Annotated in this window: 12 protein-coding genes and 1 tRNA gene; 7 read left to right on the top strand and 6 right to left on the bottom strand. The window is 60.2% G+C overall.

Annotation, left to right across the window (positions count from 1 at the left end; translation table 11 throughout):
• Both AC05K6_RS09615 and ramB read left to right on the top strand, forming a co-directional pair.
• The coding region (locus AC05K6_RS09615; RefSeq protein ID WP_448303550.1) for an IS3 family transposase at nucleotides 1–93 on the top strand (93 nt) is incomplete at its 5' end.
• A gap of 135 nt (nucleotides 94–228) precedes the next feature.
• Complete coding sequence (ramB, locus tag AC05K6_RS09610) at nucleotides 229–1,758, top strand: acetate metabolism transcriptional regulator RamB (RefSeq protein WP_293790844.1); 1,530 nt, start codon at nucleotides 229–231, stop codon at nucleotides 1,756–1,758.
• A gap of 17 nt (nucleotides 1,759–1,775) precedes the next feature.
• Here ramB and AC05K6_RS09605 read toward each other — a convergent pair whose 3' ends face one another.
• Complete coding sequence (locus AC05K6_RS09605) at nucleotides 1,776–2,879, bottom strand: hypothetical protein (RefSeq protein WP_434825170.1); 1,104 nt, start codon at nucleotides 2,877–2,879, stop codon at nucleotides 1,776–1,778.
• Nucleotides 2,880–2,970: 91 nt separating this feature from the next.
• On the bottom strand, nucleotides 2,971–4,401 hold the full coding sequence (gene lpdA, locus AC05K6_RS09600) for a dihydrolipoyl dehydrogenase (protein ID WP_434825171.1): 1,431 nt from the start codon (nucleotides 4,399–4,401) through the stop codon (nucleotides 2,971–2,973).
• 311 nt (nucleotides 4,402–4,712) lie between these two features.
• Between lpdA and AC05K6_RS09595 the strand changes: the two genes are divergently transcribed.
• The 3 genes from AC05K6_RS09595 to AC05K6_RS09585 all read left to right on the top strand — a co-directional run bounded on the left by AC05K6_RS09595 (nucleotide 4,713) and on the right by AC05K6_RS09585 (nucleotide 8,867).
• Nucleotides 4,713–5,942, top strand: coding sequence for an alpha/beta hydrolase (locus AC05K6_RS09595; RefSeq protein ID WP_434825172.1), 1,230 nt, complete (start codon nucleotides 4,713–4,715; stop codon nucleotides 5,940–5,942).
• Between the two features lie 100 nt (nucleotides 5,943–6,042).
• On the top strand, nucleotides 6,043–7,623 hold the full coding sequence (locus AC05K6_RS09590) for a M1 family metallopeptidase (protein ID WP_476728416.1): 1,581 nt from the start codon (nucleotides 6,043–6,045) through the stop codon (nucleotides 7,621–7,623).
• A gap of 26 nt (nucleotides 7,624–7,649) precedes the next feature.
• Nucleotides 7,650–8,867 carry a hypothetical protein gene (locus AC05K6_RS09585; RefSeq protein ID WP_476728415.1) on the top strand — a complete coding sequence of 406 codons (1,218 nt, stop codon included), beginning with the start codon at nucleotides 7,650–7,652 and terminating at the stop codon, nucleotides 8,865–8,867.
• Here the strand turns inward: AC05K6_RS09585 and AC05K6_RS09580 are convergent.
• Nucleotides 8,864–10,201 (bottom strand): MFS transporter, encoded by a 1,338-nt coding sequence (locus AC05K6_RS09580; protein WP_448307781.1) that lies wholly within the window; start codon nucleotides 10,199–10,201, stop codon nucleotides 8,864–8,866. The genes AC05K6_RS09585 and AC05K6_RS09580 overlap by 4 nt on opposite strands.
• A 137-nt stretch (nucleotides 10,202–10,338) precedes the next feature.
• Here AC05K6_RS09580 and AC05K6_RS09575 point away from each other — a divergent pair, with 137 nt between their 5' ends.
• Both AC05K6_RS09575 and AC05K6_RS09570 read left to right on the top strand, forming a co-directional pair.
• Complete coding sequence (locus AC05K6_RS09575; RefSeq protein WP_476728414.1) at nucleotides 10,339–12,513, top strand: acyl-CoA dehydrogenase family protein; 2,175 nt, start codon at nucleotides 10,339–10,341, stop codon at nucleotides 12,511–12,513.
• A 162-nt stretch (nucleotides 12,514–12,675) separates the two neighbouring features.
• A complete protein-coding gene (locus AC05K6_RS09570; RefSeq protein WP_366789292.1) occupies nucleotides 12,676–14,022 on the top strand; it encodes an amino acid permease in 1,347 nt (448 codons plus the stop codon).
• A gap of 118 nt (nucleotides 14,023–14,140) precedes the next feature.
• Here the strand turns inward: AC05K6_RS09570 and AC05K6_RS09565 are convergent, their stop codons facing one another.
• The 3 genes from AC05K6_RS09565 to AC05K6_RS09555 form a co-directional block, all read right to left on the bottom strand.
• A complete protein-coding gene (locus AC05K6_RS09565; protein ID WP_293790853.1) occupies nucleotides 14,141–14,425 on the bottom strand; it encodes a hypothetical protein in 285 nt (94 codons plus the stop codon).
• Between the two features lie 208 nt (nucleotides 14,426–14,633).
• Nucleotides 14,634–14,709 (bottom strand) — tRNA-Thr (locus AC05K6_RS09560).
• A gap of 84 nt (nucleotides 14,710–14,793) precedes the next feature.
• A complete protein-coding gene (locus AC05K6_RS09555; protein WP_434825203.1) occupies nucleotides 14,794–16,017 on the bottom strand; it encodes a DNA polymerase III subunit delta' in 1,224 nt (407 codons plus the stop codon).
• Nucleotides 16,018–16,029 lie beyond the last annotated feature (12 nt).

Raw genomic sequence — 16,029 nt, 5'->3', positions numbered from 1 at the left:
GGGTGGTACAACACCGAACGCGTCCAACAACGACTCAAGGGCCTGACCCCGATGCAATATCGGAATCAGACCCTTGAAGCCCTAACCGCCTAGAATTAAACCAGTCCAACTTTCGGGGGCCAGTTCAAGTGCTGGCCGGGGTTTCTTGTTCCAATCTAACTCGCATACTCACCTGGGCGTCTTACTTGAGACCCAGACCAGGCCGCGGGGAATATACTGGTGAACACCATGGCCAAACGGACTGAACCAACACGAGGATCACAAAACAGAGGCGGCGGAAACTCCACCGCCGAGACAGGCGCAGAGCGCCCCTTTGTTGGTTCCCGCCTCCGCCAACTGCGCAAGGAACGCGGAATCTCCCAGGCACGCCTAGCCGAGATCCTGGACCTCTCCGCCAGCTACGTAAACCAGATCGAGCACGACGGACGCCCGCTAACCACCGCCGTGTTGGAGCGCATCACCGCTGCATTCGGCATCGACCCAACCTTCTTCGCAGATCAAGATTCCACCCGCCTCCTTGCGGAAATCCAAGATGTCACCCTCGATCCGGAAATCAGCCCCACCCCGGCGGATGTCACCGAACTAGCCGCGCTTGTAAAGAACCACCCAGATCTCGCGCGTGCCTTCGTGGATCTACACTCCCGCTACCGCAATGTCTCGGATACCCTCTCGCTGCTCACAGAGGAGCGTGTGCAGGGATCCGCTATCCTTTCCATCACTCCCAAGGGTGAACTCTTCGGGCGGGCCTCCGGGCCGGAAGCGTTCTCTATGCCACACGATGAAGTCCGCGACTTCTTCTACGCCAGGCAGAACTACATCGATGTTCTCGATGTGGCAGCGGAAAAGTTGGCGTCCAAAATAAACATCGGGGCGAACCAGATACACCACACCGAACAGATCATCGCCGAGCGCCTACAACAGGTACACCAAGTACAGGTGATTTACTCGCGAGACCTGGGCGACACGCAGCACAAGTTCGACCCGCAGAAAAAGACACTCCACGTGTCGTCGAAGATGCGCCCCGGGCAGATTGCGTTCCGACTGGCTACAGAGTTGGCCTACCTGGAAGCGGGCACAACGATCGACTCGCTGGTGGAGCTGGGGCACTTCCAATCCGAAGAATCCCGCGCGCTGGCGCGCCGTGGCTTAGCTAGCTATTATGCCGCCGCACTTCTGCTGCCCTACCGGCAGTTCCACAGCTCGGCCGAAGAATCGCGCTACGACCTCGAATTCCTCATGCGTGAATACGGCGTGGGCTACGAGACCGTCTGCCACCGCCTTTCCAGCCTGCAGCGCCCCAGCCTGCGCGGTGTGCCCTGGACTTTTGTGCGCGTGGACCGTGCGGGCAACATGTCCAAGCGACAGTCAGCGACAGGCCTGCACCTGTCGAACTCGGGTGGCACGTGCCCGCTGTGGAATGTGTACGAGACGTTTAGCTACCCCGGCAAGATCATGCGGCAGATCGCGCAGATGCCCGACGGGCGGACGTACCTGTGGATCGCCCGCACCGTGAACCACCACCGCGCGGCCTGGGGGCAACCGGGAAAGATGTTCGCCATCGGTTTGGGCTGCGAGCTGCGGCACGCCGACCGCACGGTGTATTCGGATGGGTTGGATCTGAAAGATACGTCCGCGGCAGTGCCGATCGGCTCCGGCTGCCGACTGTGTCCGCGCGATAACTGCCCGCAGCGCGCGTTTCCACCGATCCACCGCTCGTTGGAGATCGACCCGCACCGTTCGAGCGTGTCGCCGTACTAGCTCGTGCCCCTACAGCGCTAGTCGCCGTCGAAAAGCCCGACGATCTGCCTGCGCTGCAGTTCGCGGCGGTTATATGTGGCCTCGCGCACCGATTCGTCAGTATCAAAGCTCGAGCCGAGTGCTCCGCCGAGGGTGCCTAGTGACGCCGCAAACCATGCCAGCGTCAAATAATCCAGCGGCGTGATAGTGGAGTTCACCTTGTTTTGAAAGAAGGGCACCGGCACAACCGCGGCGCTGACCAGCAGCATCGTCAGGTAGATCAGGGCATAGACGCCGGTAGCGGAGATCAGCACCGTGCCGATGGTGGCCAGGTTATCCATCCGGGCGCGCCACCACTCGACACTGTCGGAGGAAGCCTGTGTGGAGGTTGCATCGGCGCCGACGCTCAACACGGACGGTTCCGCCTTACGGCTATATCCCCCATTCCACAGGCCGTTTTTGTAGATCAACCAGAAGGTCAGGAGGGTAATGGAAAGGATGGTGATCATGATCTGCCGCCACGGGCTGATCAAGTAGGACATCTCCCACACAGAACCATAGAAGATGCCGAAGCCGCCTGTGGCCACGCCCGTGGCCAGGCAGCTGGAGAGCACCTTGAGCAACTGGCCGGGACGGTTGCCGCGGATCATTCCCAACAGCAGGCGCAGGGTGCGCCCACGGCCTTCGAGTACGCGGGTGGTATCGGCCTCTGCGTCGCCGCCCTCGATCTCGTCTACGCCCTTTTCGCGCTGGCCAGCTCCGGCGTGCTTGCCGCAGACCAGGCGCGACAGCTCCTGCCACAGTCCTTCTTTGGCTCGCAGCAGGCCAAAGGCAGGCAGGCACAACATGGTGGCCTTGCCCTGCTCGACGGTCTGGCTGATTACCGGCCTGCGGGTGGTCAGCGGCAGGTCGGTGACGTACACCAGCCGATCCCAGCCGTAGTCGCGTAGGATTCCGGGGGCAGTGTCGGCGAGGCGGACGTTGCCGAACTCGTCCATCGGCAGCGTTCCGGTGCGGAATTCGAGGATGGGTTTGGTCCCGGAGACGTGATTCTCCGAGGCCTTAGCGAGCTGTTGGAGCATGGCGCGCACGCGCACCGCTGGCAGTCCTCGGTCTGCCAGCAAGCCAATCTTCTCTGGCAAGTCTGGGCACCAATCGTGGCAGGGGAAGGATTTGCCCGAAATCCTACTCCACCTGCACCTAACCAGGGAAATACTGGCCGATCGAACCTTCTTAGAGGTTGATCATGTGCCCGCCGGCGATGCCGTGGGCGGCTTCCTTCATTGCCTCCGACAGGGTCGGGTGCGTGTGAACGTTGCGGGAAATCTCCTCAGCCGTCAGGTCGAAGCGCTGTGCCAGAGTCAGCTCCGGCAGCAGCTCGGAGACATCCGGGCCGACCATGTGAGCACCTAGCAGTTCGCCGTACTCAGCGTCTGCCACCAGCTTCACGAAGCCCACGCCGTGGCCCAGGCCCTGTGCCTTGCCGTTTGCGGTGTAAGGGAAGGTAGCGACCTTCACCTCACGGCCTTCCTCCTCTGCCTGCTTCTTGGCAGCTTCCTCGGTGTAACCGAAGGAAGCAACCTGCGGGAAGCAGAAGGTGGCGCGCGGCATCATCATGTAGTCGCCCAGTAGCTCGGTCTCTTCGCCGGCGATAACCTCAGCCGCAACCACACCCTGCGCCTCTGCGACGTGAGCCAGCTGCAGCTTGGCGGTGACGTCACCGATGGCGTAGATGTGCGGAACGCTGGTGCGCATTTCGTCGTCGATGTCGATAGCACCGCGCTCGGTCAGCTTCACGCCAGTGTTCTCCAGGCCGTAACCCTCCACGCGCGGTGCAAAGCCGATAGAAACCATCACGCGGTCGGCCTTCAGGGTCTCGGACTTGGAGCCATCAGCGGATTCGATGTCCACCTCAACACCCTTGCCTTCGCCCAGGTCGCGAACGGCGGTGGTCTTGTGCCCGGTCTTCAGAGTTACGCCCAGCTTCTTGTACTGCTTGGTGATCTCCTTGGAGACGTCCTTATCCTCGTTCGGCAGGACGCGGTCCATGAACTCGACCACGGTGATGTCCACACCGAAGTTGGACAGCACGTAGGCGAACTCCATGCCGATAGCTCCGGCACCGATGACAACCATGGAGTCCGGCTTGTTCTCGTCCAGGATCTGCTCTTCGAAGGAGACGATGTTGCCGCCCAGCTCTACGCCCGGCAGGGACTTCACAACGGAGCCGGTAGCGATGATGCAGTTGTCGAAAGTAATGGTCTTTCCGGCGTCGTCTCCATCGGAAACTTCGATGGTCTTATCGTCGACGAAGTTGCCGCGGCCGTGGATCTCCTGAATCTTGTTCTTCTTCATCAGGTAGTGCACACCCTTGACGATGTTGCCCGAGACCTTGCGGGAGCGCTGGTGCGCCACCTTGAAGTCCATCGAGATGTTATCGCCAGTGATGCCGTAGGTCTTGGCTTCCTTGGTGATGGTGTGCGCGAGTTCAGCGTTGCGGATCAGCGCCTTTGAGGGGATGCAGCCCACGTTGAGGCATACGCCACCCCAGTACTGCTTTTCGATAACGGCGGTCTTCAGACCCAACTGAGCGGCGCGAATCGCCGCCACGTATCCGCCAGGGCCTGCTCCGAGTACTACTACGTCAAAATGTTCTTTAGCCACAAGATCCAAGGGTACTTAATCTTCTTTATTTATGTGACGCCCACACACCTCCCATAGCACACACCTCGACTCAAGACTTAACTCCCGCCTCGCTAGCCATATGAGTAACACCCCCGTTTTCGGGCTCCCCATAAAAACTAATTAGCTCCTCGGGTTCCCATTGCTCACTAAGGTTAGGTAAAGTCCCCTATGACCTGAGAGGTTTCTAGCAACTGCCTACGAATCTCTCAATCTTTCAACTGATCATCCACGCATCGGATCTTGAGTTTCTGACGTTTCCCCGGGCGTGGCTCCACAGAAGGATCAACTAAATGAAGCGAAGCATCGCCCGCACCCTTGCTGCCGTCACGGCCGCAATCGCACCTTTCGCCACGGTTGCAGTCACTGCTCCGGCCACCCAGGCCGCTACCGTTACTGCAGCACAGAAGGCGGCAGGTATCGCCCCAGCAGAGCTGAAGATGAACACCAGCACTCCAGACCAGCCTTCAGAGGCTACTGCATGGCGCGGAATCATCTCGTCCCTGCGAGCCAAGGGCTTTGACAATGTGCAGGAAGTCTCCGCTTACTCTCCCTCCATGAAGCGCCACGTCCCGCTGGTTGTTATCCAGCCCCGTGATGTAAAGAAGCGCGACAATGCGCCGACCCTGTACATGCTGAACGGCGCTGACGGTGGCGAGGGTATCGCTAACTGGATCCGCCAGACCGACATCGTGACCTACTACGGCGGAAACGACGATCCGGCTAAGGGCACTGTCAGCCCGGGCATTGGCGCAAACATCGTGATCCCCATGTCCGGCGCTTACTCCTACTACACCGACTGGATTACCGAGCCGAACACTCCCTACATCAAGGGCCCGCAGAAGTGGGAGACCTTCCTGACCCGCGAGCTACCGCAGGCTATCGAGCCGGCTCTGAAGGCTAACGACAAGCGCGCTATCGCTGGTATGTCCATGACCGGCACCACCTCCCTGCTATTCGCCGAGCACCACCCGGGCTTCTACGACTCCGTCGGATCCTTCTCCGGTTGCGCTGCAACCACCACGGGTCTGACTCCGAAGTTTATCGACCTGGTGCTGAACCGCGGCGGTACGGACTTCACGAAGATGTGGGGCCCGATCAACGGTGAGGTTGCTCGCAACAACGATGCTCTGATCAACGCTGAGAAGCTGCGCGGTCAAAAGAACATCTACGTCTCCACTAGCTCCGGCTTCCCGGGCGAGCACGATATGCCCTGGTCGAAGCGCGTTAACGGCCAACCTTCCGCCGCTGCACAGGTGATCTTCGAAGGCTCCGTCATCGAGGGCGCCACCAACGCCTGCACCCGCGATCTGGCTCGCAAGACCAATTCGCTGAACATCCCGGTGACCTACAACTTCCGTCCGGCGGGCACGCACCAGTGGGGCTACTGGCAGGACGACCTGCGCGGCTACTGGGACCACCTGGTTGCTGGCCTGGGCACTGGTGTCAAGCGTCCGCCGCTGAAGCCGACCGAGCCGATTTCCCCGCAGGATTACTGGGCAGGTTCCACCTCCGGTTCCTAAACGCCTAGCACAAACCCTTGAACAGCTAGAACACCACATCCCCCGCCACAGACTACCTCCGTGGCGGGGGTTGTCCTATGCAGAGAGTAGTGTGCCTTACATGACTCAAACGCAACAGCAGCCCCGCCCTTTCCGCAGTTCCCCTATCGCTGGAGCTCGGGATGCGTACTCGGGTGTGGACTTCAACCTCGGTTTCCACGTGCTGAGCTACGACTTGCAACTGAATTACAACGTCGAGCCCAACCACCTCAACGGTGTCGCTCGCCTATCGGTTGAAAACTACCGGCCGCTGAAGTCGATGACGTTGGATTTGGCTAATAATCTGGCTGTCAACCGAGTTGAGGTGTCCGGCCACGGCGCTGCCGCCGCGAATGGAACGATGAAGATCCGCCGTTTCCGCCACACCGGCAACAAGTTAACGATCACGTTTGTGGAGGAATTGGCAGAGGATCAATCCTTTGATCTAACCATTAAATACGGTGGTTACCCGCGCCCTCTGCGCTCCAAATGGGGTGAGGTCGGCTGGGAGGAGACCGACAACGGTGCCCTCGTGGCCGGCCAACCCAATGGCGCTCCTAGCTGGTTCCCCTGCGATGACACCCCGGACGAGAAGGCAATGTTCCGCGTGGCAATCACCGCACACCGGGATGTCACCGCCATTGCCCATGGCACCCTGGTAGAGGAATTCAACAAGGGAAACAACACAACCCGGGTGTTCGAAACACGCTATCCCATGGCCACCTATCTGGCCGCGGTATACGTAGGCACGTACCAACGTGTGGATTTCCGTAGCGCGAAACTCGGCCGCAGGAACGTCCCGGTTTTCGGCTGGCTTCCGCAGGGCACCGAACACGCTAAGCGAGTTCGTGAGCTAGTACAGGAAGACTTCGGCCAGCAGACGGAGATGGTCGAGGTGTACTCGGATCTCTTCGGCCCCTATCCCTTCCCGGAATACTCGGTGGTGGTAACTGACGAGGAAATGGAAATTCCACTCGAGGCTCAGGGCATGAGCATGTTCGGCTGCAACCACGCCGACGGCAAGCACACCTGGGAACGATTGATCGCCCACGAGCTATCCCACCAGTGGTTTGGCAACTCCGTCGGACTAGTCGAATGGCGGGATATCTGGCTCAACGAGGGGTTCGCGTGCTACTCCGAATGGCTGTGGTTTGAAAAATCGCAGGGCATTCCCGCTGCTCACCACGCATGGGCTCATCACCGGGCGCTGGCCGAAAAACCGCAGGACATTCTGCTGATCGACCCCGGTGCGGACGATATGTTCGACGACCGGGTCTACAAGCGCGGCGCACTCACCGTCCACGCCCTGCGGGTGCTGCTGGGCGACGCTGCCTTCTTCGACATGGTTCAACGTTGGACGACCCAACACCGCATGGGACTGGTGGAAACTCGCGACCTGGAAAACCTGGCACACTCCATCGCGGAGGAAAACGGTATTGCCCGCAGTGAGGTACAAAGGCTTTTCGATCGCTGGTTGCGTCACCAAGACCTGCCCGAGTTCCCTGGCGGCGAGGGTCTTGAGCTCAGCGATGCGCAGTTGCGCGAACTACCCGCAGGGCCAGCTGCGGAGATGGTCGATGCGTCTGGCCCGGCGCGCGCAGTAGATGCGCTGAAGCGGGTAGGCCAGAAACTCGGCGAGCTCAGCGACAGGCTGCAGGACTAGCAGAGCGACCTTTCGCGAGGTTAACGATGCGCGCCATTTCGCTTGCCACCGTCTTCGTGGCCATCGCCGGGTATCTGGTTATTTGGGTTGCCAATAAGGGGCTTCCCACCGCCGGATACGAAGATTTCATGGTCTATTGGTCGCTCTTCTTTGCAATGACGGGCGTGCTGGATGGGCTTATGCAGGAGACCGCACGGGCGGTCTCCACCCGACGTGCGCAGACAAACCCCCGCCCAGCGCCCCGCCCGTTCGCGTTGACAGGCTACATCGCACTCGTAATTGGAGCGCTGGCACTGATTACCGGCCCGCTGTGGATCGGCGAGCTCGTCCCCGGATTAACTGGATGGGGTCTTGTCTTATTGGCTGTGGGCCTAGCCTGTTATACGTTCCAAGCGACAGTGTGTGGCCTACTGTCTGCGAACCATTCCTGGCCTAGTTTCGCCTGGTTGATGGCCATTGATTCCGGAGTGCGTCTAGCGTTGGCCGTGGTTGCCTGGCTACTGGGATGGCAGCTGCTGGCCTATTTGTTTGTCACGGTGATCGGCGCAGCCACGTGGCTGCTTATCCTGTTCTGTTCTCGTTCAGCACGTGCCACACTGAGCGACCGCGCGGATGTCGCCGCTCGCCCTTTCCTCGCACGCACGGTGAAGGCCATGATCGCCTCCGGAGCTAATGCCGTGATGATTACGGGCTTTAGCGTGTTGCTGCGTTATACCTCGGGGGCAGATGTCGGCCCCGGCGCGCTCGCCGCAACTATCACCGCGATTACCCTTACCCGCGCGCCGATTCTGGTCCCCCTCCAGCGCTTCCAGCCGGCGCTGATTGTGCATTTCACTAAGCACCGCGAACAGGTGCTGCGTGCCGCCACTTTGCCCATTGCAGCGGTGGGGGGCGTCGCTGCTATTGGTGGCATCGCGGCCTACTTCCTAGCCGCGCCACTAATGGGGTTGTTTTTTGACGCCGCCGTGATCTCCTCCCCTGCCACCCTCGGATGGCTAACCCTCGTTTCCGGAGCGACAGCCATCCTGATGATCAGTGGCTCGGCTGCGCTGGCAGCGGATCGTCACAATCTCTACACCGCTGGCTGGTTAATCGCTATTGCTTTGTCAACGGTGGTTCTTTTGATGGACTACTCCCCCGATACGCGCGCCATTTGGGCGCTGGCGACCGGCCCGGCCATCGGTGCAGCGGTGCAACTGGGTGTGCTTGCGCTGGCGGGCGGGGAAAAGAGGACCGAAAGCTAGGCTTCCGATTGCTGTGGTTCAGGAATGAACTTCTTGGAGGTCAGCGTCACCACGACAAGGCCGATAAGGGCAACCACCGCACCAAAGCCCAGCATCTCGGTGTAAGTGAACCAATCCTTCAAACGGGACAGGATCATCGGGAAGAAGAAGCCGATATAGGTGATTGTGTAGAAGAAAGCGGTCAGTCCACCGAGATCATCAGCGCTGGCGATTCGTTGGACTTCCGTCAGTCCGGAAATCAGGCACACGCCGTATCCGGTACCCAGGATAAGCCCGACGACAATAGTGCCGATGAGCGAGCCCACGTGGGCGGTCCAGGCTGCCACAATCATGCCGATGATCACCAGCACCAGGCCGAGCTGTTGAGCTTGCGAGTTGTTCGGGTTGATGTACTTATTGGACACCTGCTGAATGCCAAAGCCGAACAACAATGCAACTGCGGTGATGCCTGCCGAAAAGGCGATGGGATAAGAGACCTCATCCTGCGCCAAGCTCGGCATGATGGCGTAGGCCACGCCCGCACAGCCGAAAACCCACGGGGCGATGGGAATAACGGCGGTGAGGAAGCGGGGGTGGCGAAGGGAGGGCACGTTAAGATCCGACCAGAAGGATCCCTTGACCTTGAGGTGGGCATTTTGTCGGGTTTCCGGAACGCCCAAGAGGCCGACCATGGACAAGGCGCACAGCACGATGCTGATGATGTAGGGCGTTTGTCCCGGCGCAGGACCCCACTCGGCAAGCAGGCCCGCCACAGCGGCGCCCACTGCGAAACCGAAGGTGAGGGACATCGTTGCTCGGCGAGCACCTGCCCCCTCCCCGGCACTCGGGTCGAACGAAGGTGTGGATAGTTCCTTGATCCAGGCACCGCCTGCGGTCATCACCATGCCGACTGCAAAACCACTCAGCACGCGACCGGTGAAGATCAGGGGTTCATTCATTTCGCCCATTGCAATAAGGACGCTGCCGACCAGGCTAATGACCGGTGCGGGCAACATGACGATGCGACGACCGTAGCGGTCGGATAGTGGACCGCATAGCAGCAGACCAGCTGCGATTCCTGCGGCGTAGCAGGCCAACAGAGCATCGACGAAGACCGAGCCGAATACGTTTTCCCCACGGTAGAAAACCATCATTGGAGTGAACTCATTGCCGGCGTAGGCCACCGCCAGAACGCCACAGGCCACGAGCAGCCAATACCGTTTCTGGGCACGGCTTGCCGCTCCGCGAGTGGAGGGGTTGACTTTGTGGCTACGCATAGCTTCACGCTGCATGGATTGGCCTTGCGCGGGTTGCTTCACTTCCTGCTGTGCTTCGTCGAATGTGTCCTCGGTCATAGGGAAGAGCCTAGCCACCCTCATTGGGGACTACCAACGCACTATCGAAGTCGAAGTCTCCAAGCTAGCCAATTTAGGCATAATTTTATTGCTAATTTTTTGAGTCGCAGATCACATTTTTACGTACCCTTGAGGCTATGTCACCAAACCAGTCCAAAAACGCTACCGAAAGCACCACCCCGACTGATAACTCGGTCACATCAAAGAAAGTTGATGGAATTTCCGACAATTCGGGCTTTGCACTCCGCCGATCGACGTCGGCGCCCAAGACTTTGGCCAGCGCTCCCAACGCTGAAGAGCAGGCGTCGATAGCAAAAGAGCTAAAGCTTGTTCTCGACGGTGACTTCCCCACCGCGCGCGCAGCGACCCGCCAGGTGTTGGCGAATCCCGACATTCTCCCGCGTGCGGATCTTGACCTCGAACAGTCTCGCGCCCGCACTACCGAACAACTTCAGCAAGTTCGCGAATCCGGAATGCCAAAGGATGCCTTCCGCAAAGACCAAGGCGGCACGGGAAACACGGGCCACTGCCTGACCTCAATTGAGATGCTGGGCCATGCAGACCTTTCCCTGATGGTGAAGTCCGGCGTGCAATGGGGTCTATTTGGCGGTGCCGTGGGCAACCTGGGCACTGAACGCCACCAGGAGATGGTGACGCAGCTAATGAATCTCGACGCGCTTGGCTGCTTTGCCATGACAGAGCGCGGCCACGGCTCCGACGTGCAGCAGTTGGAGACCACGGCAACCTATGACCCGGCGACGCGGGAGTTCATCATCAACTCCCCCACTGCCTCTGCCGAAAAGTGGTACATCGGTAACGCCGCACGCGATGGTCGCTGGGCTGCTGTGTTTGCGCAGCTCATCGTTCCCAACAACGACAATGCCGAAGGACAGGAAGAATCCCCGTCCGATTCCCAGGGTGTGCACTGCCTCCTGGTGCGCATCCGCGAGGACGATGGTTCTGCCATCGCCGGAGTACGCATCGGCGACCACGGCTACAAGGGCGGGCTGAAAGGCGTAGACAACGGCACTATCAGCTTCGATAACTACCGCGTGCCACGCGAAGCGCTGCTGAACCGCTTTGCCGACGTTGATGAAGAAGGTAACTACAGCTCCCCTATCGAAAACCCAAACCGACGCTTCTTCACAATGCTCGGAGCCCTGGTGCGCGGCCGCGTGACTGTGGGAGCTGCCGCCGGTGCGGCCGCCCGCACCGCGCTAGACATCGGTGTGACGTACGCGAACCTGCGGCGTCAATTCGCTCCCGACGATTCGCTTCCAGAAAACCGATTGATCGAACACCGATGGCACCGCCTGCGCCTCATCCCACGTGTAGCGCGCGCCTACGGCCTGCAGTTCGCTACGAACAAGCTGATCGCGCGCGTGCACGAGCTGGATCAGCTCGGGTTGGATCCCACACAGCACACCAAGGAACAGCAGGCCGACCAACGCGAGGTTGAGGCGCACGCTGCAGCGCTGAAGGCCGCCAACACCGCCCACGCCACCGACACGATCCAGGAAGTCCGCGAAGCTTGCGGAGGCGCCGGGTACATGGCGGAAAACCTGCTAACTACGTTGAAGGCCGACTCGGATGTGTTCACAACCTTCGAGGGCGACAACGTCGTGATGATGCAACTTGCCGCCAAGGAACTGATGACCGGCTTCGCCAAGGAACTCGGCGGCCTGAACCCGATGGAAATGGTGCGCTTCGGGCTGGATAGCTTCGGCACGTTGCTGCGCCGCCGCACCGCCGCAGATGCGCTGATCCAGAACCTGGTGGATACCTTCAGCGACTCCGAGGAGACCTCGCTATTCGCCCCGGCCTACCAAATCAACCTGCTCACCGAGCGAGAGGATCGTCTAATGCGCTCGCTCGCCCGGCGCCTTCGCCCGGCCCGCAAGATGGAAGTGGTTGAAGCAGCCCAGCTCGTGGATCGCGCACAAGATCACCTGTTGGCCGTCGGTTGGGCTCACGTGGACCGGATTGTTTTCGAGGCCTTCGTGGAGGCCGAGTCCAAGCTGGAGTCGGAGGACGCCCAGCGTGTGCTGGAGCAGGTTCGCGACGTGTACTTCCTCAGCTGCATCGTGGACAACGCAAGCTGGTACCTCGAGCAGAACCTGCTTACAGGTACCCGCACCAAGGCTGCACGTGCCGCTCTGAACGACCTGGTGGATTCCCTGGGGCCGTGGTCGCAGACGCTGGTAGATGCTTTCGGCATCCCGGACCACATCACAGAGCTGAAGCTGATGGAGGACTACGACGCGATGGTGCCGAAGTACGAGTCCGACCCCGCCGCGGGGCAGGAGGGGTAGGTGGGCTTTCAAGCACCTGCATTCTCTAGCGCGAACCCCACATCGTATTCTTAGAGAATGACCTCCACCCCCTCCACCTCCCCAAATAGCGCCAGCTCGCACCCGGACTCCCGTTCCGGCGATGCGAAGCTCGGCAATGGTCTGAAGGTTCGTCACCTCACGATGATGGGCCTGGGTTCCACCATCGGCGCCGGGCTGTTCCTGGGCACCGGCGTGGGGATCGAAGCGGCTGGGCCGGCCGTGCTGCTGGCTTATATCGTCGCGGGACTTATCGCCATCCTCGTGATGCAGATGTTGGGTGAGATGGGCACCGTCATCCCTGCCTCGGGTTCCTTTTCCGAGTACGCCGAGCACGGCATTGGACGCTGGGCTGGCTTCACGCAAGGATGGATTTACTGGCTTGCCACCGTAGCGGTACTCGGCGCCGAAATTACTGGTGCGGCGAGCTTTATGGGTGCGTGGTTCGGTATTGACGCCTGGATCCCCGCCGCTATCTGCGTGCTTTTCTTCGGCGTGGTGAATCTGCTGCAGATCCGAGCCTTCGGCGAGTTCGAGTTCTGGTTTGCGTTCATCAAGGTGGCCGTACTGGTGGCATTCCTGGTCATCGGTTTCCTATTGATGTTCGGCCTGCTACCGGGACACACATTCATCGGCACGGAAGTCTTCACCGCCGATGGATTCATGCCCAACGGCGTAGGCGGCGTAGCCACGGCGATCCTGGCCGTAGCCTTCGCCTTCGGCGGCATCGAGGTGGTTGCTATCGCCGCTGCGGAGTCCGAAAACCCGCAGCAGTCGCTGATTAACGCCGTGCGTTCCACCATCACCCGCATCTCGCTGTTCTACCTGGGGTCGGTACTGGTGATTACCTTCCTGCTCCCCCACTCTTCACTGGGGCAGGCAGAAAGCGCGGCCGATAGTCCCTTCACCCGGGTACTGAACCTGGCGGGTATTCCGGGCGTCGTCGGTTTTATGGAAGCCATCATCGTTCTGGCGCTCTTGTCAGCCTTCAATGCGCAGATTTACGCTTCCAGCCGCATGATGTTCTCCCTGGCTAAGCGCCACGAGGCACCAAAGATCTTCACCCGCGTTGACCGCCGAGGCGTACCGGTCAACGCGATTATCCTTTCCGTCGCGCTTTCCATCGTGATGGTGGTGCTGAATTACCTGGACACGGGCTGGCTGCTGACCTTCATGTTGAACTCTGCAGGTGCCTCATTGTTGATCGTGTGGACGTTCATCGCCGTCTCCGAGCTGCGTCTGCGCCGTCGACTAGAGCGGCATGCCGGTGGAACGCTGCCAATTCGCATGTGGGCTTTCCCTATTCTGACCATCGTCACGCTCGCAGTGCTCGCCAGCCTGGCCGTCCTCATGTTGACGGATCCGGGGTCCCGAGTGCAGCTATTGTCAGCGGCCGTAATGTTTACGATCTTAGTGGTGGCCAGCTTCGCCAATTCCGCCATCCGTGGGTTGAGCCCCTTCGAGAAGCTGCCCCTGCCTTCCTCCCTCTAATAAAGCTCGCCGCGAATGCACCAACAGCACGGCTAACCGGCACCCCAGAACAAAGAACAACTGAGGTGCCGGTTAGGCATGCTGTATCCACTGAGCTACTAGGGTTCGCGCTGTCGCCTTAGAGAGGAAGACTGCCGGATGGCCCTGTGGAGTTCTGAAGGCCAACTAGGTTGTAAATAACGGCCCAGATGAGTGCCAGCGGTGCAAAGAGGGGGAGGCGCAGCCAAGCCGGGGTGTTTTCCCAGATGGTGTTCACTGAGCCGAGCGGGGACTTAGTGTTCGGAGTTTCTGCAGCCTGTACTTGGGTGGTGGGGGTGTGGGTTTCGGCCTGGGCAGGTGCGGCGAGACACGCGGTGACGGTTGCGGCGGTAACGCCGGCGATGAGCGACTTGCGAATCTTCATTGGGGAAGAATCCTTTCTGAAGGAGTTCGGGTAAAGATGTGCAAAAACCTTCTTTGCCCCGGGTGCGGCTCCATGAATGATTGGACGCAAACTCGCGAGCTTGGAAGTGCTTTGTTTAGCCAAACGCTTATGGGTGGCGAAACGTTAGCAGTCGCTAGCAATCAAAATGCCCCACAGCAAACTGTCAAGAATACTGTGGGACATCACATGGAGCCGCTTGCGAGAATCGAACTCGCGACCTTTTCATTACGAGTGAAACGCTCTGCCGACTGAGCTAAAGCGGCGCGTACACTAAGTACGAAGCGTTATCCTAGCCGACGCAAACCCTGAGCACCAAAACACACTTAGTAGCCAGCTCGGAACCTTCGTTAAGCCACCCCACAGCACTGCTGCAAGCGCCCCGCCATCGCATCCAGCGCCACCTCTGGCCGCACGTTATAGCCCAGCACCTCGCGGCACTCCATCACCGCATCGATGCAGCTCACCAACGCAGACGCGCTGTTGCGCCGCGCCAGTTCCTTCGACGTCGCTGCCATGTCTGGATGCTGGTGTCCACCTACCGGCACACCTTCGTCGTCCACTGCACCCGCGGCCTGAAGCATCGCGTCGCGGTACAGCCCGGCGATGTCGATCAGCGCCAGGTCTAACGAGTCACGGGTCCTTCTTGTGCGCCTGTTCTTCTGTTCTTTTTCTAGCTCTTTCATTCTTCCCGACGCCCCCCGCTGGGCCTTTGCAGCACCCTTACCTTTCGCGCCTACGCCAAGGCTGCTCTCCAAATCTTCGCGTTCCCGCTGATCCAATTTCTCCAACTCGCTGGCGGCCTCTTCAGCTGCCTTGGCTACCAGCTCGGACGTGAAACGGTACAGCGCATTGGGCTCGTACACCAGCTTCGGCAGTTTTAGAGCAGTGGCGCGTTTGTTTCGGGCGGCCTCGTCGCTGGCCAAGTGTCGAGCTCTACCAATATGGCCGGCTGACACATCGGCGGCCCATTGGGCTTGGCTTTCGCTGAGTCCGAGGGTGGCGTCACTAAGCAAGACCCCTTTCACCGCCGCCGGAGAAGGAGTAGGCACATAAACATGACGGCAGCGCGACCGCAGCGTGATTGCAATATCCGATGGATCTGTTGACGGCGCGCACAGCAGAAAGACGGTGCGGGCTGGGGGCTCCTCGACCGACTTGAGCAAAGCGTTGGCGGCAGCGTCATTGAGCCGGTCAGCATCCTCCACAACCACCACACGCCAGCGCGCAACAGTGGGCATGTTCGCGGCTTCGTGGATGGCCCCGCGGATCTCGTCGACCGAAAGAACCACACCAGTAGTGGACACCCACAGGATGTCCGGGTGGGTTCCCGCAGCAGCGCTACGGCACTGATCGCATTGCCCACAACCGCCGTGCGGGCACACCAGAGCCGTGGCGAAAACCTTCGCCGCGATGGAACGCCCGGAGCCGGGAGGGCCGGTGAACAACCACGAGTGAGTCATCGCCTGCGGATCCTCCACGGCCCGCTGCAGGGGACGGCGGACAGATTCCGCAGTGATCCGCCCAAAGACTCCCGCTGCGTGCCCCGGTGTGGCTGGCGCCGTGGTTTCCATCATGGTTACTTA

The sequence above is a fragment of the Corynebacterium sp. TUM25020 genome (assembly GCF_056388495.1).
Note: the sequence above shows the minus strand (reverse complement) of the source record. Positions and strands in the feature narration are given on the sequence as shown.